Here is a 21,369-nt window from a genome sequence, read left to right as displayed (position 1 = left end):
CTTGTCCGGGACGACAGTCGTTATTGCGGCGCGCGCTTGCCTTTCACCGGCTTCACCTCACCACCCACATCCACCCCGGCATTCCGCAGCAGCACCGTCGCCGCTTGCTTCGCCGCACGCGCCATCGCCGGGTCGTCGCGCACGAGGTCCTGCGCGATCGAGCCGTCGACCAATAGCACCAACTGCGTCGCCAGCGCTTCCGCGTCCGCAACACCGAGCTCGTTCAGGCGGTCGCGGAACCAGAGGCGGCGGCTTTCCTTGAAGGCGATGGCGATCTTCTTCACGGCGCGGTCCGCGGGGCCGAGCTCAGCGACCGCGTTCACGAACGGGCAGCCGCGAAAGTCTTTTGCGGCAAAGCGCCGCTCGAGCGAATCGAAGGTCGCAAGGATTTGCTCGGCCGGGGGTCTGCCAGAGGGACGAGGCTGCACGAAGCGGCGTTCAAGATAGGCCGCGATCAGCGCGTTCTTGGAGGGGAAGTGGTTGTAAAGCGTGCGCTTGGAGATGCCGATCTCGGCCGCGATGGTGTCGACGCCGATGGCGCGAATGCCTTGCAGGTAGAACAGCTTGTCGGCGGTCTTAAGGATCCGCTCTTTCATCGTCTGTGGGGTGGTCGGGGGAGCCATGCAGCGGGATGCGTCCTGTTCGCTTGACAGCTTGCACCTTTCATAGCCTAAGTACACAGGTCTGTGTAACCAAAATCAACCCAAATTGCAGACGCCGGCGCGCGTGCCGCACCCCCGAGGGAGAAGAAAAATGCCCCTGTTGCAGGTCCTGCGTCCGACATTGCCCATCCTGATCGGCGCCTCGATCATGCTGACGCTGAGCATGGGGCTGCGGCAGAGCCTCGGCATTTTCATGCAGCCGTTGACCCATGACATTCACATCTCGATCTCGGATTTCACGCTGGCGCTGGCGGTGCAGAACCTCGCCTGGGGCTTTCTCCAGCCGCTCGCCGGCGCGATGACGGTGCGCTATGGCTTCCGCCCGATCATGATCGTGGGATCGCTGATGTACATCGTCGGCCTGGTGCTGATGGCGACCGCGAACGGTCTCGTCGCCATCATGATCGGCGCCGGCGTGCTGATCGGGACGTCGCTGGCCTGCACCGCGGCGGCGATCGCGATGTCGGTGGCGGCGCGCGCGGTGCCGGAAACGGTGCGCTCTACCGTGCTCGGCATCGTCTCCGGCGCGGGCTCGCTCGGCGCGCTGCTGTCGGCGCCGATCGGGCAGATGCTCAACGAAGGATTTGGCTGGCGCGTCGGGCTCGCCGGCTTCGTGGTGATGTCTGTGCTGATGATCCCCGCGGCCTGGTACGCCGGCCGCGTCGACAGGATCCCGCTGCCGAAGCCCGCGGCCGACGACATCGTCGATGCCACGGCGATGATCGCGGCGCGCACCGCGTTCGGCAACGCGTCCTTCGTCGTGATGACCTGCGCCTATCTCGTCTGCGGCATGCAGCTCGTATTCCTCACCACGCATCTGCCGTCCTATCTCGCCATCTGCGGTCTCGATCCGATGCTGAGCGCACAGACGCTCGGCATGATCGGCGGCTTCAACGTGCTGGGTTCGCTGTTCTTCGGCTGGGCCGGTCAGCGCTGGAACAAGCTGGCGCTGTTAGGGGCAATCTACATCTTCCGCTCGCTCGCACTGGCCTGGTATTTCATGCTGCCGGCGACACCGTTCTCGACGCTGCTGTTCGGCGCCATCATGGGCTTCCTCTGGATGGGCGTCGGTCCGCTGGTCGCGGGCGCCGTCGCCGAGATGTTCGGTCTGCGCTGGCAGGCGATGATTCAGGGCCTCGCCTTCATGAGCCATCAGGTCGGCAGCTTCCTCGGCGCCTATGGGGGAGGGGTGCTGTACGACGCGCTCGGCTCCTACACCATGGCCTGGCGTATCGGCGTGGCGCTGGGTCTCGCTGGCGGCATCGTGCAGGTGGCGTTCGCGCTGATCCGTCCGTCGCAGCCGCCGGCGCCGGTGTTGCGCACGGCGTAACCGGGGCGTGTTCTCATAAGCGTCGGCTTTCGGAGCCTAAGCGGAAGTCACACGGCATTGCGTCATCGGCGGCATGTGGACCCCTAGACATTGCCCAGGCATACAGTCAGCCGCGTGATGCTCCGACCATCATGCGGTACGAATCGAATTACTTTGCCTCAATCCTCGTCCTCGGACTGTGCACGGCGCCGATCTACGGCATCACTCATGTCGTGGAGTACCAAGATCGCGATGGCCGCCATGCGCTGCCTCTGTTCGGGACCAAACGTTTTGTAGAGTGGCTGCCACGCCTCGGCGAGTTTATCCAAATCAGCTGATCGTTGAGCCAATGCTTCCGAGCGTCGTTGCAAAAAGGTGATGGGGTCGCGATTGCGCAGGACTTCGACGCGGCTTTCGTCGGCCCGTTTACCCACAGTTTCTCCGATTTTTGCAAGACGGGCTTTCCGATCCTCCGCCTTGGCGCGAATGGCGCTCTCTACAGCCGGCCAGTATTTTTCCTGGTCAGGTGTCAGCTGCAACGCGGCCTTTACCAGATCAATCCTCATGTCGGTCAGCGTATTCCGGTCCGCTGCATTTAACCGTTCCGGAGTCGCAGAAGAGGTTTGCGAGGTTTGCGCGTTGGCAATCGAGGATGCCGTAAGGAAGAGTGCGGTTGTTCCGGCAACTACTATTTTCAACATCGGCGATCTCCTGGGTGAGTTGCCCCCAGGCACACGGCATAATGGTGACGCACGCGAGGTCTCGTTGATTTAAATCAAGGAACCAGCGCCGCTAGTCGCAACAGACACCAAGAATGTCTATTGTTTGCAATAGACCGAAGTCGTCGGCAAACGCTCAAACCGACGCGAACGACGCCAGGCTGAAGTCGTTGGTGCCCCGAAGGCGCTTGGCGCCATGTCCCCCATGGAGGGCGTCGTTGAGATAGATGCAGATCGCAAATACGTAGGCCCGTAGGAGCGCGACCAGCAGCTCAAGTGCGGTTATCGCAACGGGGTAGTAGTCTGCTTCCAAAGGAGGTCATCATGGCCGATACGAGCAAGCTTTCGGTTGAGAAAGCGCTCGAAAAGATACGAGAGAGCGACCAGCCGAAATCAAAGAACTCACGGCTCGATGAAAAGACAGAGGCCCTCAATGAAGAGATAAAGCGCATGAGAGCGCAGAGGCTGCGTCTAGAACGACAACAGGGTAAGCGCGGCTGAACAATACTGTCGTCGCTCGGTGCACGATTGGCCCTTGGATAAGGAGCGGATCAGCTGGGCGTGACCGCTATTGGCGCCAAGGCTGACATGGAGCCATTCGGCTTCGACGTCGTTTGCTGCGCGCATAACGCACGCGACAACTCTGGGAACTCGCCTTCGTGAGCCATCAGGTCGGCAGCTTCCTCGGCGCCTATGGAGGGGGAGTGATCTACGACGCACTCGGCTCCTACACCATTGCCTGGCGCATCGGCCCGGCGCTGGGCCTTGCCGGCGGCATCATCCAGGTGGCGTTCGCGCTGATCCGGCCGTCGCAGCCGCTGGCGCCGGTGTTACGGACGGCGTAGGCGAAGGGGCGCGGCCGCTTGCGTCGGCTTGGGGGCGTATAGCGGACGCCGGTGCTTGGTTGTGTTGGGCAGCTTATCACTCAGGGCAGACGTTCCAAATCCAAGGCGGGGTCGGGGGGAGCGTAGAACAGGCCGCTCTAAGCTAACGCCGAATGGACCGGCCGTACCATGTCGCCTCACCCCTTCCACCCCGCCTTACGCAAGCCTTCAATGAGGTGAGCGTGATCTTCTGGCCGAAACCACGGAGCTCTGTTGCGGACATACATATCTAATGCCCCCGGTGCGCGCGAGACGGCCTTTTCCAGTTCTTCCTTCGCTTCCGCTGTGCGGCCAAGCTGACCCAGCGCCGCTGCGGACCAGCGGTAGATCATCGGAAAATTGGGATACGACCGGATTAGGCGTCTTGCGGCCTCGATCGAAGCCTCGTATTCGCCGCAAAAATATAAACCGCACGCAATGTGCAACAAGCGGACTGCCAGATAGGGGTCGCGGGGATCGAGCCTGATACACATGTTGAGAGACGTGACCCCCTCCTTAGGCCGTCCGGCAAAGATCAGCGTCGCGCCTCGATGGCCATGCGCGATCGCCAGATTTGGACTCATAGTGAGAGCTCGCTCGATCTCAGCCAACGCATCGTGAGCTTCGCCGCGTGCTTGCAAGGCCCAGCCAAGGCACGAGCGGGCTTCGGCATCAGCACCATCGAGCGCGACCGCCTGGCGGGCCAAGGCCTCCGCCGAGCGTTGCGCGTCTCGCAGGCCAATCTTCTGGTAGAGCGCGGCCGCTTGCAACTGGTACAGAGCGAGCGCGCTGTAGCTCCCGCTGAAGGTCAGGTCGAGATCGATCGCCTGTCTGAAGAATTTCTCTGCGCTCTCATCGTCCTCTGCGGTCGCTTTGCTCAGATGCCACAGGCCACGCTGATAGGCTGCCCATGCATCAAGGCTGCCCGGCGGCCTGCGCATGGCGCGTCGGAGCTCGGCGTCTGCAATAGCGGGGGCAAGCGCGGTCGTCAGCGCTTGGGTAAGCTCATCCTGCACGGCGAAAACATCCGCGAGATCGCGGTCGTAGCGTTCGGCCCACACATGATTGCTTGTCGCCGCCTCTATGAGCTGCGCGGTCACGCGGATCCGGCTGCCGGCCTTGCGCACGCTACCTTCAAGCACGTAGCGGACGCCGAGCTCGCGCCCGACCTGTCTCACATCAACCGCTCGCCCTTTGTAAGTGAACGACGAGTTCCGCGCGATGACGAACAATGAGGGATAGCGCGATAGCGCAGTGATCACATCTTCGGCTATACCGTCGGAGACGAATTCCTGCTCAGGATCGCCGCTCATATTGGTCAGCGGCAGCACGGCGACAGACGGCTTGTCAGGCAACGCGAGCGCCGGAATTTCGCGTTTGGGCGTCGCAGTCCGCGGGCCCGGGTCGACGATAATGCGGTAAACGTGGACAGGCCGGGCGATGTTCTTCAGCGTTTGCTCACCCGCTTCCTCAACGTCGAACGGCACCTTGTCGCGCGCGTGGTTGAACACAGTCTGAGAGATACAGATGCCGCCGGGTTCGGCGATACTCTCGAGCCGGGCTGCAATGTTGACGCCGTCTCCAAAGATGTCATGGGCTTCGACCATGATATCGCCGATATTGAGCCCCACACGGAAGAGAATGCGCCTGTCTTCCGCGTCGTCGCAGGCAAGTTCGTTGATGCGGGACTGGAACTGCATGGCAGCCCGCACCGCTTCGACCGCACTTGGAAACTCAGCCAAAAACCCGTCGCCGGTGGTCTTCACGATGCGGCCGCCGTGCTGCGCAATTGCGGGCTCGACACCTCCGACGAGGAGTGCCGTCAGCTTGGCATGTGTCGCCTCTTCGTCATTGTGCATGAGCCGAGAATAGCCAGCCACGTCGGCGGCCAAAATCGCTGACAATCTACGCTCCACTCGGCCCCGCTCTTGCATCATGGCCCGCACCAGGCCCACCAACCCCCCATACTCTACGACGGATCAGAGCGCAGCGCCAAAGCGCTTTGTCGGTTTGGGTCATGCGCCAAGTTGAAACGTCAACTGTGCTGACGGGGGGGCGCCTGAATAGAGATCCAATGCGGGCCGCCAATGTCGCCTTCTGACTCCCGAACAGATGGGAAAAGGCGAGCGGCTGGTCTGCCAAGCGAGAAGGACTTGGGCGGCCGCGCACTTCAAATTCGTAGCTCAATGCAAACTTGCGGAATGACTATCTGGAGAGCCGCCGTACCGGTCCCAATTGTCGCGGTTCTCGCCGCGCGCAGCTTGAGCAATGCAGGCCCTGGCGGCGCTCACTTGTTCAGCAGGCACGTGAGCGGCTGAGGTCCAGCCGCGCACGCGCGCCATGAATATGCCAGCGCGCTAGGCAGCGTGCCGCATGCGTTCGATACTCTGGGTTATGTGGTTTCCGGCATCGTCAGCCACCTTCAGAGACATGTCCGCCATCCGGCGGCTGGTATCCAAGGCGCTGCTGATCGTGTCGCGCATCAGATCAGTCTGCACAGCCGCCAAATCGTGGGGAGTTCGGCAGCGCCAGAGTTCATTCATGCGGTCCATGGTCCTCTCGATCTGCTGTCGGACGAAATCGAAGTACTCGCGTGACACGCCGTTCATTCCTTTGGCGACTGCGGTTGTAGAGTACATGATTGCTTCGGCGTTGCGGACCGAGCGTTCTGTTGCCCGCTGCGATTCATTGCCCGTCAAACCGAACGTGCGACCAAGCTGATCAGTCGAGCGGCCCATCATCGCGGTGGCCATGTCGACGCCGAAGCGCCAGGTGTTTTGCAGTATCTCGGCATTTTGTTGCAGGAGATGGCTGCTAGCTTGCGCCACCTCCTCGCCGGCCTCAGCAGTAGCTAAGCCGATCCGTCTGGTCTGCTCAGCGGTCCTTTCGGCGGCGCGGCGGATTGTGTCCTCAGGGCTTTGGTTAGACTTTTCCTCCTGGCGTGGATTGGCCATTTGTTGCTCCATCGTTATTGTTGGTGAGGTCGCATCCGATGCTCTGTCACAGATGCGATCCTACGCGAGCAAACGTGGGCATTTTTCGACCGTTCCGGCGCGAGCGAATTTTAATCAATTCTCCGCATTGCGCGCAGGAACGAGCACTTCAACTTCCAATTATTCATGGATTGGCTCATCTGCTCGGCACTGCGGGTCTCGTGTTTGTACCCCTCGATCCGCCGAGTTGAGGAATCCACCAATTGGCAAGTTCCTTGAATGCGACGGCGTAGTACTCCAATATGTCGATCGGAGCGATCCCGCGGCTCCTTGCGTTGTGCTGCTCCATGGTAACGGATCCCTGATCCAGGACTTCACAATGAGTGGCCTGGTCGATCTTCTTGCCCGCAAAAATCGCGTGGTGTGCTTCGACCGCTCGGGCTTTGGCTATAGTCAGCGGCCGCGGCTCCGAATATGGACCGCAGCAGCTCAAGCAGCTCTGCTGGTGAATGCATTCAATCAACTCGGCATCCATGATCCCGTAGTGCCGGGCCATTCTTGGGGCGCCTTTGTCGCTACCGCTCTCGGCGTACGGAAGGATTATCCGATCCGGGGTCTTGTGCTCGCGTCCGGGTACTACTTCCCGATTGGACGTGTGGGTGATGTCAGGTCCAGCCATACCGGTCCTGGGCGACTTGGTCAGTTACACTGTCGCGCCTGTTGGCCCGAACCCGCCCAGAATTAGTGGGCAGAGCATGTCCGCTAACGTCCACGTCCGCTTCTGAGCCCATGGCGGGCATTCGACCGCTTCCTTTCCGGACGCGCAAGAGTGTCTGACGATTTCAATCGACCACGAGGCGGGCGAGGGCAGTATTTCAAAGAAGCGGCACGCATCTGGCGTGAATGGGCCGAAGTCCGGTCAGGCTGACACCACCGAGGAGAGCTCTTGCGTGCAGTCAGGCGGCGCGTCCATACAGACGAGATTCCGACCGACGTCGAATTGGCCAAGCGCTTGCCAGTGTATGCGGCATCACTACTGGTCTTTGGGATCCGTCGTCGGCTCGGAGCGGGCGGTGATCTTGCGAAGTATTGCCCTGGCAGCCTGTAGATCCGGTGTCGCAAAACCCTCGGTGAACTGACGATAAAGCGGTGTGAGTAGGTCTCGTGCCTCGGCACACCGATCCTGTTCTCTCCACAATCGTGCAAGGCGTGTCGCTGCGCGCAACTCCCAGAGCTTGGCGCCCTGCTGGCGCGCGGTTGCCACCGCATGGCTTAAGCGTGCTTCCGCGGCGCTCGCATCGGCGTTAGGCAGCCGTAGCATCAGCTCGCCCGCCATCCGGCGCAGCTCGGCCTCGAACCATCGCTCGCCGGTTTCTTCCACTCGGTGCAGCGCCTCGGTAACAATATCCAAGCCCTCGTTCACTGCACCGGACCGGCCGTGGACCTCAGCAAACAGACTTCGGAAATAGGGCACCAGGAAGCCCGCTCCGGTGGCCTGCCACATCGAAAGTCCGTCCCGGATTTGCGCGATACCGGTCCGAAAATCTCCAGCCTCGCCCAGCATCCAACCGCGAATGATGATGCCGGCTCCGAGGAAGTGTGGGGAGTCCTGCTCGGCTGCCAGTGCGATCAGCGCATCCGCCCGATCGCCCGCTTCGTCGTGGTTCTGGCGAAGCTGCGACAGGATGCAGCCGTACAGTAGGGCATAGCCGAGGGTGTTGCGGTGGGACAACTCCTTCGCGCCGCTCAATGCCTCTTCGCTCCTCGCCTGGGCCTGTTCAGGATAGCCGAGGGCGAACAGTCCCCAGGATAGAACGGAAAGTCCCGCCACACTGGGATCCTGCGCGAACAGGAAGGCAAGCGATCCATGGGCGGTCGGATCGTAGAGGGCGAGCGTCCGCTCCAAATGGGCGCGCGCAGCCGTTAACTCGCCGCGAAGCAATTCAGCGGTTCCGACGATTCGATTGCCGATGGTTTCGGCGGCAGCATCGTTCTGTGCCTGGGCGCGGCGGAGCAAATCCTCGCCTGCAGTTCGACCGGCCTCGAGCTCCGCCCTTACGACGTGAAAAACCCACTTCCCATAGAGAACAGGAAAGAGCCGCGACGTCTCGCCGACGCGCTCGCACAAGTCGCGGGCCCGTGCGTTGGCCCGCCCGACTTCCGGTGCGGCCCAGCCCTTTGCGGCCATCAGGGCGACGCCGAGCGCGATTTGCAGCTCGAGTTCCCGCCGCCATCGTGGGGCGTCGTCGGGGAGAGCAGGAATCAAGTCGAGCCCTTTGGTCAATTGCGTGATCGCCTCTGCTGTGGCCGACCGCGCGATCTCTGCTTGTCCCGCCCTCAGCCAATGGTCGATCGCCGGTTCGGCCAGTCCTGCCTCCGTGTAGTGGTGGGCCAGAAGCTCGGGCTGTGCCTGCACTGTCTCCGGAAAATTCTGCTCGAGCGCGGCGGCGATCCGGGCGTGCAAGCGCTGCCGCTTCACGCGCACCAGGGTCGCATAGGCGGCGTCCTGCACGAGCGCATGCTTGAAGCTGTAGGTCGCCTGAGGTGGCGTCCCACGCCGGAATACCAGACCCGAATCGACGAGGTCGTCCAACGCCGCGTGCAGTTCGCTCTCCGGCAGCGCCGCCGTCCTCGCGAGCAGTTCATGAGAGAATTCCCGGCCAATCGCGGCCGCGATCTGGGCGACCTCTCGGGCTGGGGCCAGCCGGTCGAGCCGGGCCAGCAGCGACTCCTGCAGCGTGGCCGGGATCGCCATGGGCGGCAGCGGTCCGGCGAGCGCGTAGTGGTCGCCCTCATCCCGGAGCAGATTGGTCTCCAGCACGGCCCGCGTCAGCTCCTCGACGAACAGCGGCACGCCGTCCGTCTTGGCGACGATCTGGTCGAGCACCGCGGCAGGGAGCGCTTTGCCGCCGCTCAGCCGCGCGACCATGGCTGCCCCCTGCCGGCGGCTCAACCGACTGAGGCTCAGCGCGGTGACATGGGCATAGCGCGTCCAGGACGGCGCGAACTCGGGCCGGAAGGTGATGAGGACGAGCACGGGAGCGCCTTGCACCCGGTCGATCAGGAGATCGAGCAGCTCGAGCGAGGTCGGATCGGCCCAGTGCACGTCCTCGTACAGGGCGAGGACGGGCCGGCGCGTTGCAAGGCCCAGGACTTGATCGACCAGGACCTCGAGTGTCCGCTCCTTCTGCCGATGCGGGCTCATGTCGAGCGACGGGTAGCGCGCATCCGTCTCGAGCGACAGCAATGCCGCGAGCAGCGGGGCCGCCGCGGTGACATCATCGCTCGAGAGCGCAAGCAGCGCCTCGAGCTTGTCGAGCCTCGTTGCGGCGGAATCGTCGTCGGCGAAACCCGCCGCGCGCTCCAGCAAGCCAATCACCGGATATAGCGGGCTGGTCTGATGGTGCGGCGAGCAGTAGTGGCTCAGGACAGTATGCGGCTCATCTTCAAGTCGCCCGCGCAGCGCCCGTAGGAGGCGCGACTTGCCGATGCCAGGCTCGCCCCCCAGCAGCACCACCTGACCCTCACTCTCCTTGGCGCGCTCCCACTGCTCAAGCAGCAGGCCGATCTCATGCTCGCGACCGACAAGCGGTGTCAGGCCTGCGCCGTGCAACGCCTCGAACCGGCTCTCGGCGGCGCCTTCGCCGACCACACGCCACGCCCGTACCGGAACGGGAAATCCCTTTAAGATCTGCAGGCCGAGCTCGGCGAGCTCGAACAGCCCGCCAATCAGCTCTCGGGTGCGGGCGGAGATCACCACGGCGTCGGGCTCGGCCAGGGTTTGCAGGCGCGCCGCGAGGTTCGGCGTATCGCCGACCACCGTCTCCTCGCGCGCCGCGCCTTCGCCGATCAACTCACCGACAACGACGGGGCCGGTCGCGATGCCGACACGGGCCGCCAGCGTCTCGCCATGCCCCGATCTCAGCCTGTGCACCGCCGCGACTGCGGCGAGGCCGGCCCGCACGGCGCGTTCGGCCTCATCCTCATGGGCGCGCGGATAACCGAAATAGGCGAGCACGCCATCCCCCATGTACTTCGCCACGTGCCCTTCGAACCTTCCGATCGCGCCCGCCACTGCGTTCTGATAGATCCGCAGGACTTCGGCCATTTCCTCCGGATCGAGCCGTGCCGCGAGCGCGGTCGAGTCGACCAGGTCAATAAACATCACGGTGAGTTGGCGGCGCTCGGCTTCGGGCGCCAGCGAAGCGATTCCGGTGGTGACGGCAGGTACGGCCGTAATGAGGGTGGTAGGCGACATTGAGCCGGCGCGCAGTGCAGCAATGGCGGCGAGCAGCTTGCGGCGATGGCCGATCGAGACGACTCCAAGCCCGATCAGATCCTCGGCCGTGAGGTCCATGAGGACCTCGGCATCAATGTCGTTCTCCCGGAACGCCTGCTCGTACTGTCCCAGCCCCAGATCACACAGCCAGGCCCCGATATCCATGGGCTCCTCCCGGCTCTCGTCTTCAGCGCTAAGGTGTTCCAGTCTATCCCAAAATGACGTGCGCAGGGCGCGGTGAAACGTCACGAGTTGAGTGCGGAGGAAGGGCAGCTGTCGGCCCTAAGCCGAAGAGCGCCTCGGCCGCTGTGATGTCAGCTGTCGCGCACAGCGGATGATCCCCTTACGCTCGAGGAGATTGGTGACGACGTATGCGCCTCGGAGGAAAAGATGGGCGGCACGATGCCGGCGCGGGATCAAGAGCCCCATCGCGTGCTTAGTTTCGATATCGTTCTTTCGCGAGGGTAATGCTCATCGAGACCGAGGAAACATCTGCCTCGGCTGTCGGGGCAACCGGACGTCGACCAGCTTGGCGTCTAGCGCCGCTTAAGCCGGCTTCCTGTCAAGTTTCGTGGCAAGTGACGTGCCGGAAAGATCGTGTTCAGCTCACGAACCTGGTTCGTAGGGTATGCTGGTCCAGTTTTTCCGGTTTTGACAGTGGCGCGATCCGATGCGGATTGTCGCGGATCTCGATCATCTTGATCAGTCTGGCATTCTCCAGATCTTGAGGCTGATAGCCGATTCCGCCCGTGCCGGCGAGTGCGAAGCAGTCGACGAACGTTGTCATGCCATAATCGGGCGAGCGATAAAGGTCGGTAGAATGCAAGATGGTTGGTCGCTCCGTGACCCACTCTGCCGTACGGCCTCGCGCCGGGAATTCGATCGGAAGTCCAATCGGGTAGGGGATCGGAATCGTCGGCGCAAGGAGATCGACCGGAAGCGACTTTCCGCCTTGCGTTTCATTCTTGATGAAAAAATGGACATGGTCTTGCGATATAACGGTCAGAACACATCTGACGAAGTCCCCCGGTTGCACTGGAAAGTTGGGGAGAATCCACGGGCCAGTATCGCGGTCACCGCGAAACCACCACTGAACCCACGCTTCCACGGAAGGCGGGCCAACGCTGCCGTCATTGGCAACCACGATCTTTTGCGTCGTCCCGATCTGCGGCAGCGAATTGTCGAAGCGCCGATGACCATCGATCCCGATCCAGGTCGAACAGCGATAATCGCCCGGCGCAGGTGAGGGAGCGGTTGGCTTGGGTACCTCCCAGGCCCCCCACACCTGTGTGAACTGGGTGCCCTCCGTAGCCGCAATACACGCGCCCGACCAATTGAAGCTGGTTTCGTGACGACTGGGATAGCCCGAGCCCAAACGGCCGCGGTTGACACGAAAGTCGGTCGCGGAGCCCGGGTAGATCAGAGGCAGAACTTCGAGAGGCTTGGAAAGAAATCTGGCCCATAACGCCTCGGCCTTTGGTCCCGCGCGCAGCGGCGGCTTGGGCGGAAGCCGGTAGAATTCGAGCTCCCGCGCATCGGCATTCAGCGCGTCGAAGTCCTTGGGCGGCGGTGGCGGTGGCAGCAATATCTGCCGACGCAGACCCGCGTTCAGTTCGTCCCGCGTAGGAAGCCTGCGTTGCTCGACACCACTCGCGCGCGCGCTCATGGCCACTCCCCCTGAGCAGCTGTGACCAAACCATCAAAACTCGGCACCGAGGTGTGGTTGATCAAAATATTGTAGACGTCGCGGGCCAATTGAACGCCGGCGTCCGTGTCATTCTGGTAGTGGAGACCGGCGATCTGCCGGTTTCGCGCGATCCGATTGGCAAGGACGGTGAGATCTGTTGCGATCGGCTGCACCGACGCTGGTATCACCAACTTCAGGCAGAGCGCGACCAAATGTGCCTGGGTCGCGTGCCCGCTGGGATAGGAAGCGTGGCCGGGAACCTGGATCGGCGGCAACAGCGCGGGGCAGATTTGCGATGGTCGTGGCCGCTTGTAGTAGGCTTTCCAATGCATCGCGACCTGGAGCGCGATCAGGCTTGCCGTCGTCATCACGCGACAGGTGTTTGGATGCGAGTTTGGCGTGACGTTGAGAAGCGCCATAAAGTAGCTCAGAAACTCGTCGCTCTGCGCAAAAATCTCGCCGAGCGCGTCCGTCCGCTCGTCTTTGGCCATAGTCACGAGCTCGTCGATCTCAGCTCCGGCGCTCGCATAGTCTGGTTGGGCAACCGTGATCGTGCTCCACCCGCCGTTAATGGCGAATTCGGCCAGCAGCCGCCAGGCGAACCAGTCCGGGGTCCAGCTCCGGTCCGGGAACTCGGTGACGGTGGTGCGGTTGGTGCTGACGCCCGTTTCCGTAATGAACGGCAGGTCCACGCGATCCGGAAAGATCCAACCGCCGCTGCCCGCGCCTGCGTTGCCGACGTTTCCCGCATTCCCAGCGTTACCTGCGTTTCCCGCATTCCCGGCGTTGCCTGCCATCGCAGCCTCCCAATGATTTGCCGCCTATCTCTTGCTAAAAACTCAATCTGGAAATCCTGCCGCCTTGAGTCGTTGTCGAAGATTGTCGCGGGTGGCCGCGTTGAGCGGCGTGCGGTCCGCCCAGGCCTGTAAATGGAAATTCGGATCAATCAGCATATGGCGTTGCGCGATCTGGCGTGCGTCTACAAACTTTCCGATCGCCACCAGGCTGGCTGCGAGGATGCGGAAATTCGAGGTGAAACGCTCATTATGCTTCGCCGCTCGCCAACCCCAGGCAGCCGCTTCATCGAAATTGCCGTTGATGTAGTGCGCCTGGGAAAGCAGGTGCTCGTGCCAGAACACGTGTGAATCCAGCGGCGACAAGCGCAGGCCGTGTTCAGCGCGCAAGACCGCGGTTGGGCCTTCGCCGAGATAGCCGCAGGTCGCACTGCTCATCGTCCATGCCATGGCCGAATTGGGACCGACCGTGATCGCCCGGTCCAACAGGCGGGACGCTGTCTCGAAATCCTTGAACATAAACGAATGCACGTGACCGTCGATTGCCAGAGCGAGCGCATCGTTGCCATCGCGCTCGATTGCCTTGGACGCGTTGCGCGACGCCTCGATGCTATCGGCAGCGGCGTCGGTGGACCAGCCCTGGCCAACCCTGAACATGTACCAGTATGCGAGGTATGAATAGGCCGGCGCATAGCTGGGATCATGCGTGATGGCCTGCTGCAGCAATCCGCGTGCCCGCGAGAACGAGTCGTAGTCCATTCGGTACAGATAGCTCAGCGCCTGGAGAACCAGATCGTAGGCCGTCAAATTTTGCGGATGCTTGCGCAGGGCCCGTGCACGCTCCCACTCGCGAACATGTGGCGCGATCGTCGTGACCACTCGCGTCGAGATTTGCTCCTGCAGTGCAAACAGCTCGCTGAGCTCGCCTTCATGACGATCGGAGTAGATGATGTTGCCCGACTCGGTGTCATTGAGCTCGGTATTGATACGCAGCCGCCCGCCGGAGCGGCGTACGCTGCCGTAGAGCACATAGCGCACGCCGAGTTCGCGACCGATGGCGCGGACATCGATGATCTCGCTGCTATAACCCAGCGTCGACCCGCGCGATATCACGAACAGCTCCTTCAGCGCGGAGAGCGCGTGAATGATTTCGTCGACAATCCCCTCGGCGAAATAGGCATCATCCTGACTGGCAAGATTGCGAAATGGGAGAACGACGATGGATGGCCGTCCCTGCGCTCTGATTGGGCTATCTGCCACCGGATGCGGTGAACGCTCGATGCGCAGCCCGAACGCTCTGACGGGGCGCGACAGATTCCGCAGATGCAGCTCGCCGAAGTCGACGACGGAGACGCCGGCCTGCTCACTGATCTGATCCGCGACAGCACCTGAGACGACGATGCCGCCGGGCTCGGAGTAGGTCTGAAGCCGAGCGGCGATGTTCACGCCATCGCCATAAATGTCTTCCCGTTCAAAGATCGCATCGGCAACGTTGATCCCCATCCGGAGACTTATGAACCGATGTTCCGGTTCTTCCGCCGACATTTCATTGGCGCCGTGCTGAATTGCAAGCGCACATTGAGAGGCGTCATTTGCACTGTCAAATACGGCAAGAAAACCGTCTCCGGTGTTCTTGATCACCTGCCCCCTGTACTTCGCAATCGCCGGGTCGATAATCGTTGCGCGCAGCAAGAGGACCCGCTTGTGGGTATCTTCCTCGTCCGCTTCCATTAGTCGGCTGTAACCCACGATGTCGGCCGCGAGCACGGCCACCAGCTTGCGCTGACCAGGAACAATCTCCCGCCAGGTGTCCGGCCCTACAAGCGGGTCGGGTCTTGGGCTGGCACCGGGTTCACGGGGGGAGGCCATAGTCTTGTATCCGTGGTCACTCTGATGCGTGGGTCCGTGCTGCTGTTGCCAGTATTCCCTTAGCTAAGCCTGTTTTTCCGGGTTTCACAAGCCGCGGTTGTCTCGCGCAACCAGATCAAACTTCGTTTTCGCAACTAGTCCGTGAACAACGGTCAGGGGCAGGTCCCGAGTTTACGGCGAAAACCGCACCGGCCTATGGCGATTGCTGCTTCGGGGCGATCTCGGCTCTCGATGTGTCTGAGAGCAGCTCAACGGGCATCTTGCGGGTTGAATTCTTGAAGTCAAAACAGAGATGTCGAGGTGGAACGCAAAAGTCAGCGTCCGCTCAGCACGCAATTCTAAAGACGCTGCCTGCAAGATGATTTCATGCCGCCTCGTAACGGAAGAGCCAAGCTGATCAGAGCTTTGGTCGCGCTCCGGCCGACCGACATGTCGCGGAGGTGGAGCGCCGCGAGGTCTGCTTCGTGATGGTCACGCGAATAGGCCCATGCAAGCTGGCCACGGCGGTCCCGGCTCTGCCGCAGCAGCGTTGCACGCTGCAGCGCGTCCGGGACACAAAGGGCCGCGTCAAAGCGACCCGCAACGAACACTTTCCGTTGGATGCGCAGTCGCTCTCGATGGCGCTTTCCGCCTGAACCGACCGGCCTATTCGGCCAGTTCGCGCATGACCTTGATCAGATCCGACTTGCCCTCGAAGCCGATGCCCGGAATGTCCGGCATCACGATGTGGCCGTCTTCAACCCGGACCGAATCCGGGAATCCTCCGTAGGGCTGGAACAGGTCGGGGTAGCTCTCGTTGCCGCCGAGCCCGAGGCCAGCGGCGATGTTCAACGACATCTGGTGACCGCCGTGCGGGATGCATCGCGACGGTGACCAGCCGTGTTGAGCCAGAACGTCCAGTGTCCGGAGATATTCGACCAGACCATAGGACAAAGCACAGTCGAACTGCAGCCAGTCGCGGTCCGGACGCATGCCGCCGTAGCGGAGCAGGTTGCGGGCGTCCTGGTGCGAGAACAGGTTCTCGCCGGTGGCCATCGGGCCGGGATAGAATTCCGCGATGGCGGCCTGGAGGGCGTAGTCGAGCGGATCGCCGATCTCCTCATACCAGAACAGCGGATACTCGCGCAGCATCTTGGCGTAGGCGATGCCGGTCTCGAGATCGAAGCGACCGTTGGCATCGACGGCGAGCCTGGCCTGCGACCCGATCTCCCTGAGCACGGCCTCGATGCGGCCGCGGTCCTCGTCGATCGGCGCGCCGCCGATCTTCATCTTCACGACGTTGTAGCCGCGGTTCAGGTAGCTCCGCATTTCCGCCTGCAGCGCGGAGTTGTCCTTGCCGGGATAATAGTAGCCGCCGGCGGCATAGACGAAGACCCGCGGGTTGGCCTCCTTGCCCTTCATGTCCGCGAGCAGGCGGAACAGGGGCTTGCCGGCGATCTTTGCGGTCGCATCCCAGATCGCCATGTCGAGCGTTCCGACGGCGACCGAGCGCTCGCCGTGACCGCCGGGCTTCTCGTTCGACATCATCTTCGTCCAGATGCGGTGCGGATCGAGATTGCTGCCGTCGTCGTTCAGCAGGCTCGCGGGTTCGGCTTCGAGGATGCGGTCGCGAAAGCGCTCGCGGATCAGCCCGCCCTGACCGTAGCGGCCGTTCGAATTGAAGCCGTAGCCGACCACCCGCCGACCGTCGCGGACGACGTCGGTCACGACGGCGACAAGGCTCGCCGTCATCTTCGAAAAGTCGATATAGGCATTCCGGATCGGTGACGAGATTGGCTTGGTCGTCTCGACGACGTCTACGATACGCATGGCGTTTTCCTTCTGTATTTGTCGATGTCTTCGGTCCAGACGACCTCGAAGTAGATCAGCGACTTGACGCCGATCCGGCCGACATCTTTTGGGTGGCGCCCATCTTGGCTATGCCGACAACGACCGGTACCGACACCAATTGGCGACAGCAGCATGTGGCCCTAGCGGACCTCTGTCGCTGTTTGGGAAGGGCCGCTCCGGTCTCTGGAACGACTTCTGCGCGGCTGTGGTGTTTTGTAGCTTGCAACGATCCGTAGGCTTCGGCCGGAGAGAATGCCAATGCTGTTGCCGAGATTAGTTATGCCGTTTATGCATTACCGATGGATCTGATCTGGCTCGAGGATTATCTGGCTCTTTCCGAGACCTTGAACTTCTCCAAGGCGGCCGAGGCCCGTCACGTCACCCAGCCGGCCTTCAGCCGGCGGATCCGGGCATTGGAGGAATGGGTGGGGGCGCCGCTGTTCGTTCGAACGACACACAGTGTGGCGCTCACGCGCGCCGGCGAGCATTTCCATACCCAGGCGGAAATTCTGATCCGGGCGCTGCATCAGTTGCGCCGCGAAACCCTTGACGTGGCCGGACGGGGGGCGGGGCCGCTGTCGATCGCGGCAACGCACGTGCTGTCGTTCACGTTTTTTCCGAAGTGGGTCCGGAGCAGCGAGAAAATTCTCGCCTTGGGCAATCTCAATCTCATCTCGGACAGCATGTCGGCGTGCGAGCGGATGATGCTCCGGGGCGACGTGTCGTTCCTGTTGTGCCACTACCATCGCAGCATGGGGAGCCGGCTCGACACCAGGCAGTTCAAGAGCATCGTCGTGGGCACCGACACGCTCGTTCCCCTCAGCGTCGCCGCCGCCGGCCGCAAGCCGCGCTGGTCGCTGCAAAACGACGAGACCGTGCCCTACCTGGCCTACAGCCAGCAGTCGGGGCTGGGCCGCATCGTCGCGAGCCAACTGGCGAAGAGGGATCTGAAGAAGATCTTCACGTCGCATCTCGCCGCGACGCTGCTCTCGATGGTCAGGTCCGGAGACGGTGTCGCCTGGCTTCCTCGAACGCTGGCGGAAGACGACATCGCGGCGGGTTCGCTCGTCGAGGCCGGGGACGCCAGGTCCTCGGTCCCGATCGAGATACGGCTGTTCCGCCCGGCAGCACGACAGCGACAAGAAGTCGAAGCTCTGTGGTCGGCATTTGAAGCTGCAAAGGTTGGCGTTTCGAGCGGAGCAACCGAGGGTTGAAGGGCATCTGCCGATGAGAGGCCGGCTTCAACTTGTCGTCTGCTCGCATAGCGGACGTGGGCTTGAAGCGGAAATCGCTGGCTTGATCGTCGCTGGCGAATACGACCCGAAGTAGATCGTCATGTGATCAACGTCACAGAGCCGGAACTTGCCTTTCGGCAGGCTCCGCATAGGCTGCGCACATGTTGTTTGGGGCTATGATGGGCGCTTTTCGCTGGGTTTCATTGTTCTTTGTCATTTGGCTGACCTGCGGATCGGCGCACGCCGAACGTCGTGTTGCGCTCATCATCGGCAATTCCGCCTACAAGAGTGTGCCCCGGCTAGCTAATCCAGTGAACGATGCGGCGCTGATCGGCGACATGTTCAAGAAGGCCGCATTCGATCATGTCGAGATCAGGCTCGATGTGAGCGCTGCCGAGATGCGCAAATCGTTGCGCGAGTTCGCGAACAGGACGCGGGATGCCGAAGTTGCCGTGGTGTATTACGCCGGGCATGGCATCGAGCTGGACGGTAACAATTACCTCATTCCGACCGATGCGACGCTGGAAACCGACGGCGATGTGCTCGATGAGACCGTGGCGCTTGATCGTGCGTTGTTTGCTGTTGAGCCTGCGAAGCGGCTTCGGCTTGTCATCCTGGACGCCTGCCGGGACAATCCGTTTGCCAAGACGATGAGGCGCACCGTCGCGGCGCGCGCCATCGGTCGCGGCCTCGCCAAGATCGAGCCGACCAGCCCGAACACCATGATCGCGTTCGCCGCGAAGGCTGGCTCGACGGCCTCGGACGGAGACTCCAAGAACAGTCCGTTTGCCGCAGCACTTGTCGAACGGCTGCCGACGCCGGGGCTCGATCTGCGCAAAGCCTTCGGGTTCGTCCGCGACGATGTCCTCAAGAATACCGGCTACAAGCAGGAGCCATATGTCTACGGATCGCTCGGCGGCGACGATGTCGCGTTGGTTCCAGCCAAGCCGATTACGGCGGGACCGCAGCCGAGCCCACAGGATGCGGTCCGCCGAGACTACGAGCTGGCGCTCCAGCTTGGCTCGCGAGAGATTTGGACGGCTTTCCTCGCTCAATATCCGGACGGCTTTTACGCCAGCCTCGCCAAGGGTCAGCTGAACAGAATTGCGGCCGAGGAAGCCCGCGCCAACGCTGCGGACAAGGCTCGGCAGGCCGAGGACGAAAAGACCCGTCTTGTCATGGAGCGAGCCCAGAAGGCCGAACAGGACAGGGCCGCCGCTGCAGCCAAGGCCGCAGAGGACGCCCGGCTTAAAGCAGAGAAAGCCAAGGAGGTCGAGGAAGCGAAAGCAGCCGCCGCCGAGCAGCGGCGCAAGGAAGCCGAAACCGCCGTGGCCAAGGCCTTGGCTGACAAGCTCGCCGCCGAACAGGCGCTCGCCGACAGGATCGCCAATGACAAGGCAGTTGCCGAGCTCGCCGCCAAGCAGGCGGCCGAAAGGAAGGCGCAGGTGGACAGCGAACCGAAAATCGCGGCACTCGCTCCGACAGCATCACAGCCGAGTCTCTCTCCGCAGGAAACGGCGAAATTGCTGCAATCAGAACTGCGTCGGGTGGGATGCTTCGCATCGGCCGCCGACGGTGATTGGAACGCGTCGTCGCAACGCGCGCTGACTTTGTTCAACAGGTACGCCGGCACGAAGTTCGATGCCAAGCTCGCGAGCTTCGATGCGCTTGACTCAATCAAGGCGAAGCCAAGTCGCGTCTGCCCGCTCGTGTGCGATCGCGGTTTCAAAGCCGACGGCGATGCGTGCGTGAAAATTGCCTGTCGCTCCGGTTATCGTGTCAATGACGACAACGAATGCGAGAAGATTCCAGAGAAGAAGCCCGTTGCTACAAGGGATGAATCGAAGACGCGGGACGAGCAGCGGAAGCAGGTCGAGTCCGCGCCGCCAAAGCCGCAGGCCACCGGGCAGATGTTTTGCAATGGAGCAGGGTGCAGGCCCGTGCGACCCGGCTGCAAGCTGGTTCCGAGCGGCTCCGGTCTGCCCTCCGGCGATGGCAAGCCGAAGGGGGTGATGGAGGTTTGTGGCTAGTCTGGGCTCGACAGCCGTTCAGTGTTTCGGGCAATCAGTCCGATGGTCCGGGCACGAGAGAGCCAAAATGAAACGGGGCCCGAAAGGGCCCCGCAAAACTCGTCAACGCTTCGCTGATCCTACTTGATCTTGGCTTCGCGGAATTCGACGTGCTTGCGCGCCACCGGATCGTACTTCTTCTTGACCAGCTTGTCGGTCATGGTGCGCGAATTCTTCTTGGCGACGTAGTAGAAGCCGGTGTCGGCCGAGGACACGAGCTTGACCTTGATGGTGACCGCTTTGGCCATGTTCTGAACCTCAGGAATGAAGGGAATCTGGAGCCGGCCAAACGGCCCGCGTTGGCCGGCAACCTAGCCAGAAACCGCCTGATGTCAAGGTTTTTGGGCCAAAAAGCGCCTCAAATCGGCCCGATCGGCCTACAAAACAGCCGTAGCAGGCGTCTGAACTATCGGTCACCCCTTGTACGAGCCTCTGTACAACGATATGTACGGTTGTCTGTACAGAAGGCTGACTGATGGCAAACGTTTCTTACACGGAGCTACGGAGCAACCTCGCGGCCTACATGGACCAGGTCTGCGACGATCGCGCCCCGCTCGTTGTGACGCGCCAGAACGCCCGCAGCGTGGTGATGATCTCGGAGGAAGAGTACGAGGGCCTCATCGAGACGGTTCATCTACTGAAGAGCCCGGCCAACGCCGCGCGTCTTCTGCGCTCCATCAAGGAAGCTGATGAGGGTAAGCTGGTCGAACGTGAATTGATCGAGCCCACCTCAACCGGCTAGGCGCATGTTGATCGCCTGGACCGAGCTTGCCTGGCAGGACTATCTTCATTGGCAAAGGGAGGACGAAAAAATCCTCGCTGCCATCAACGACCTCATCAAGGACATCAAAAGAGATCCGTTCAGGGGCCTCGGGAAACCGGAGCCCCTTAAACATGATCTGCGCGGTTGGTGGTCTCGCCGCATTACGGGCGAGCACAGGCTGGGGTACCGTCTTCAGGGCAGGGATGACGGGCAGCAGCTCGTCATCGCCCAATGTCGATATCACTACTGACACCGCTTTGTGGTTCGGTCATCTCGGGCGTTAAAGCGTGATGGCATTAAGTTCGATAGCCTGAATTTTTGAGATAGTTGGCGCATTCCTCGGGTGTGAAAGCGTCG

17 protein-coding genes and 2 pseudogenes are annotated in these 21,369 nt (G+C 62.0%); 8 read left to right on the top strand and 11 right to left on the bottom strand.

Annotation, left to right across the window (positions count from 1 at the left end; genetic code table 11):
• Window positions 1-20: 20 nt before the first annotated feature.
• Window positions 21-623 carry a TetR/AcrR family transcriptional regulator gene (locus tag QSV46_RS21465; RefSeq protein ID WP_314956122.1) on the bottom strand — a complete coding sequence of 201 codons (603 nt, stop codon included), beginning with the start codon at window positions 621-623 and terminating at the stop codon, window positions 21-23.
• Window positions 624-753: 130 nt separating this feature from the next.
• Here QSV46_RS21465 and QSV46_RS21460 point away from each other — a divergent pair, with 130 nt between their 5' ends.
• Window positions 754-1,992: an MFS transporter gene (locus tag QSV46_RS21460; RefSeq protein ID WP_314956119.1), complete on the top strand. Its 1,239-nt coding sequence runs from the start codon at window positions 754-756 to the stop codon at window positions 1,990-1,992.
• Window positions 1,993-2,150: 158 nt separating this feature from the next.
• Here QSV46_RS21460 and QSV46_RS21455 read toward each other — a convergent pair whose 3' ends face one another.
• Window positions 2,151-2,672, bottom strand: coding sequence for a Spy/CpxP family protein refolding chaperone (locus QSV46_RS21455; RefSeq protein WP_314956116.1), 522 nt, complete (start codon window positions 2,670-2,672; stop codon window positions 2,151-2,153).
• 214 nt (window positions 2,673-2,886) lie between these two features.
• A pseudogene (locus tag QSV46_RS21450) lies at window positions 2,887-2,982 on the bottom strand (F0F1 ATP synthase subunit A); the annotation flags it as partial.
• A gap of 32 nt (window positions 2,983-3,014) precedes the next feature.
• Here QSV46_RS21450 and QSV46_RS21445 point away from each other — a divergent pair.
• Window positions 3,015-3,191 carry a hypothetical protein gene (locus QSV46_RS21445; RefSeq protein WP_314956114.1) on the top strand — a complete coding sequence of 59 codons (177 nt, stop codon included), beginning with the start codon at window positions 3,015-3,017 and terminating at the stop codon, window positions 3,189-3,191.
• A 149-nt stretch (window positions 3,192-3,340) separates the two neighbouring features.
• Window positions 3,341-3,535 (top strand): annotated as a pseudogene (locus QSV46_RS21440) (MFS transporter); the annotation flags it as partial.
• 176 nt (window positions 3,536-3,711) lie between these two features.
• Here QSV46_RS21440 and QSV46_RS21435 read toward each other — a convergent pair.
• Window positions 3,712-5,457, bottom strand: coding sequence for an adenylate/guanylate cyclase domain-containing protein (locus QSV46_RS21435; protein WP_314956112.1), 1,746 nt, complete (start codon window positions 5,455-5,457; stop codon window positions 3,712-3,714).
• Window positions 5,458-5,910: 453 nt separating this feature from the next.
• A complete protein-coding gene (locus QSV46_RS21430; RefSeq protein WP_314956109.1) occupies window positions 5,911-6,507 on the bottom strand; it encodes a phasin family protein in 597 nt (198 codons plus the stop codon).
• A gap of 52 nt (window positions 6,508-6,559) precedes the next feature.
• Here QSV46_RS21430 and QSV46_RS21425 point away from each other — a divergent pair, with 52 nt between their 5' ends.
• Window positions 6,560-7,231: an alpha/beta hydrolase gene (locus tag QSV46_RS21425; RefSeq protein ID WP_314956107.1), complete on the top strand. Its 672-nt coding sequence runs from the start codon at window positions 6,560-6,562 to the stop codon at window positions 7,229-7,231.
• A 288-nt stretch (window positions 7,232-7,519) separates the two neighbouring features.
• On the opposite strand, the gene QSV46_RS21420 is transcribed toward QSV46_RS21425, so the two are convergent.
• From QSV46_RS21420 to QSV46_RS21400, 5 genes are all read right to left on the bottom strand, one after another.
• Window positions 7,520-10,930 carry an adenylate/guanylate cyclase domain-containing protein gene (locus QSV46_RS21420; RefSeq protein ID WP_314956104.1) on the bottom strand — a complete coding sequence of 1,137 codons (3,411 nt, stop codon included), beginning with the start codon at window positions 10,928-10,930 and terminating at the stop codon, window positions 7,520-7,522.
• 436 nt (window positions 10,931-11,366) lie between these two features.
• On the bottom strand, window positions 11,367-12,431 hold the full coding sequence (locus tag QSV46_RS21415) for a G1 family glutamic endopeptidase (protein WP_314956102.1): 1,065 nt from the start codon (window positions 12,429-12,431) through the stop codon (window positions 11,367-11,369).
• On the bottom strand, window positions 12,428-13,249 hold the full coding sequence (locus tag QSV46_RS21410; protein ID WP_314956099.1) for a phosphatase PAP2 family protein: 822 nt from the start codon (window positions 13,247-13,249) through the stop codon (window positions 12,428-12,430). The genes QSV46_RS21415 and QSV46_RS21410 overlap by 4 nt, the downstream gene beginning before the upstream one ends.
• A gap of 42 nt (window positions 13,250-13,291) precedes the next feature.
• Window positions 13,292-15,115 (bottom strand): adenylate/guanylate cyclase domain-containing protein, encoded by a 1,824-nt coding sequence (locus QSV46_RS21405; RefSeq protein ID WP_314956096.1) that lies wholly within the window; start codon window positions 15,113-15,115, stop codon window positions 13,292-13,294.
• A 645-nt stretch (window positions 15,116-15,760) separates the two neighbouring features.
• Window positions 15,761-16,924, bottom strand: a complete 1,164-nt coding sequence (locus QSV46_RS21400) for a mandelate racemase/muconate lactonizing enzyme family protein (protein WP_314956093.1) — start codon at window positions 16,922-16,924, stop codon at window positions 15,761-15,763.
• Window positions 16,925-17,244: 320 nt separating this feature from the next.
• On the opposite strand from QSV46_RS21400, the gene QSV46_RS21395 reads away from it, so the two are divergent.
• Window positions 17,245-18,159 (top strand): LysR family transcriptional regulator, encoded by a 915-nt coding sequence (locus QSV46_RS21395; protein ID WP_314956091.1) that lies wholly within the window; start codon window positions 17,245-17,247, stop codon window positions 18,157-18,159.
• Window positions 18,160-18,359: 200 nt separating this feature from the next.
• Window positions 18,360-20,210, top strand: coding sequence for a caspase family protein (locus tag QSV46_RS21390; protein ID WP_314956088.1), 1,851 nt, complete (start codon window positions 18,360-18,362; stop codon window positions 20,208-20,210).
• A 119-nt stretch (window positions 20,211-20,329) separates the two neighbouring features.
• Here the strand turns inward: QSV46_RS21390 and rpmG are convergent, their stop codons facing one another.
• Entirely contained in the window at window positions 20,330-20,497 is a 168-nt protein-coding gene (gene rpmG, locus QSV46_RS21385; protein ID WP_007603295.1) for a 50S ribosomal protein L33, read from the bottom strand.
• A 227-nt stretch (window positions 20,498-20,724) separates the two neighbouring features.
• Here rpmG and QSV46_RS21380 point away from each other — a divergent pair, with 227 nt between their 5' ends.
• Together QSV46_RS21380 and QSV46_RS21375 are read left to right on the top strand one after the other, a co-directional pair.
• Window positions 20,725-20,991 carry a type II toxin-antitoxin system prevent-host-death family antitoxin gene (locus tag QSV46_RS21380; protein ID WP_314955938.1) on the top strand — a complete coding sequence of 89 codons (267 nt, stop codon included), beginning with the start codon at window positions 20,725-20,727 and terminating at the stop codon, window positions 20,989-20,991.
• A gap of 4 nt (window positions 20,992-20,995) precedes the next feature.
• Window positions 20,996-21,262, top strand: a complete 267-nt coding sequence (locus QSV46_RS21375) for a Txe/YoeB family addiction module toxin (protein ID WP_314955935.1) — start codon at window positions 20,996-20,998, stop codon at window positions 21,260-21,262.
• The last annotated feature ends 107 nt before the right edge of the window (window positions 21,263-21,369 follow it).

This window comes from Bradyrhizobium cosmicum (genome assembly GCF_032290525.1).
Taxonomy (GTDB): Bacteria; Pseudomonadota; Alphaproteobacteria; order Rhizobiales; family Xanthobacteraceae; genus Bradyrhizobium; species Bradyrhizobium cosmicum_A.
The sequence above is the reverse complement of the archived record's forward strand: the minus strand, read 5'-3'. Positions and strand labels throughout refer to the sequence as shown.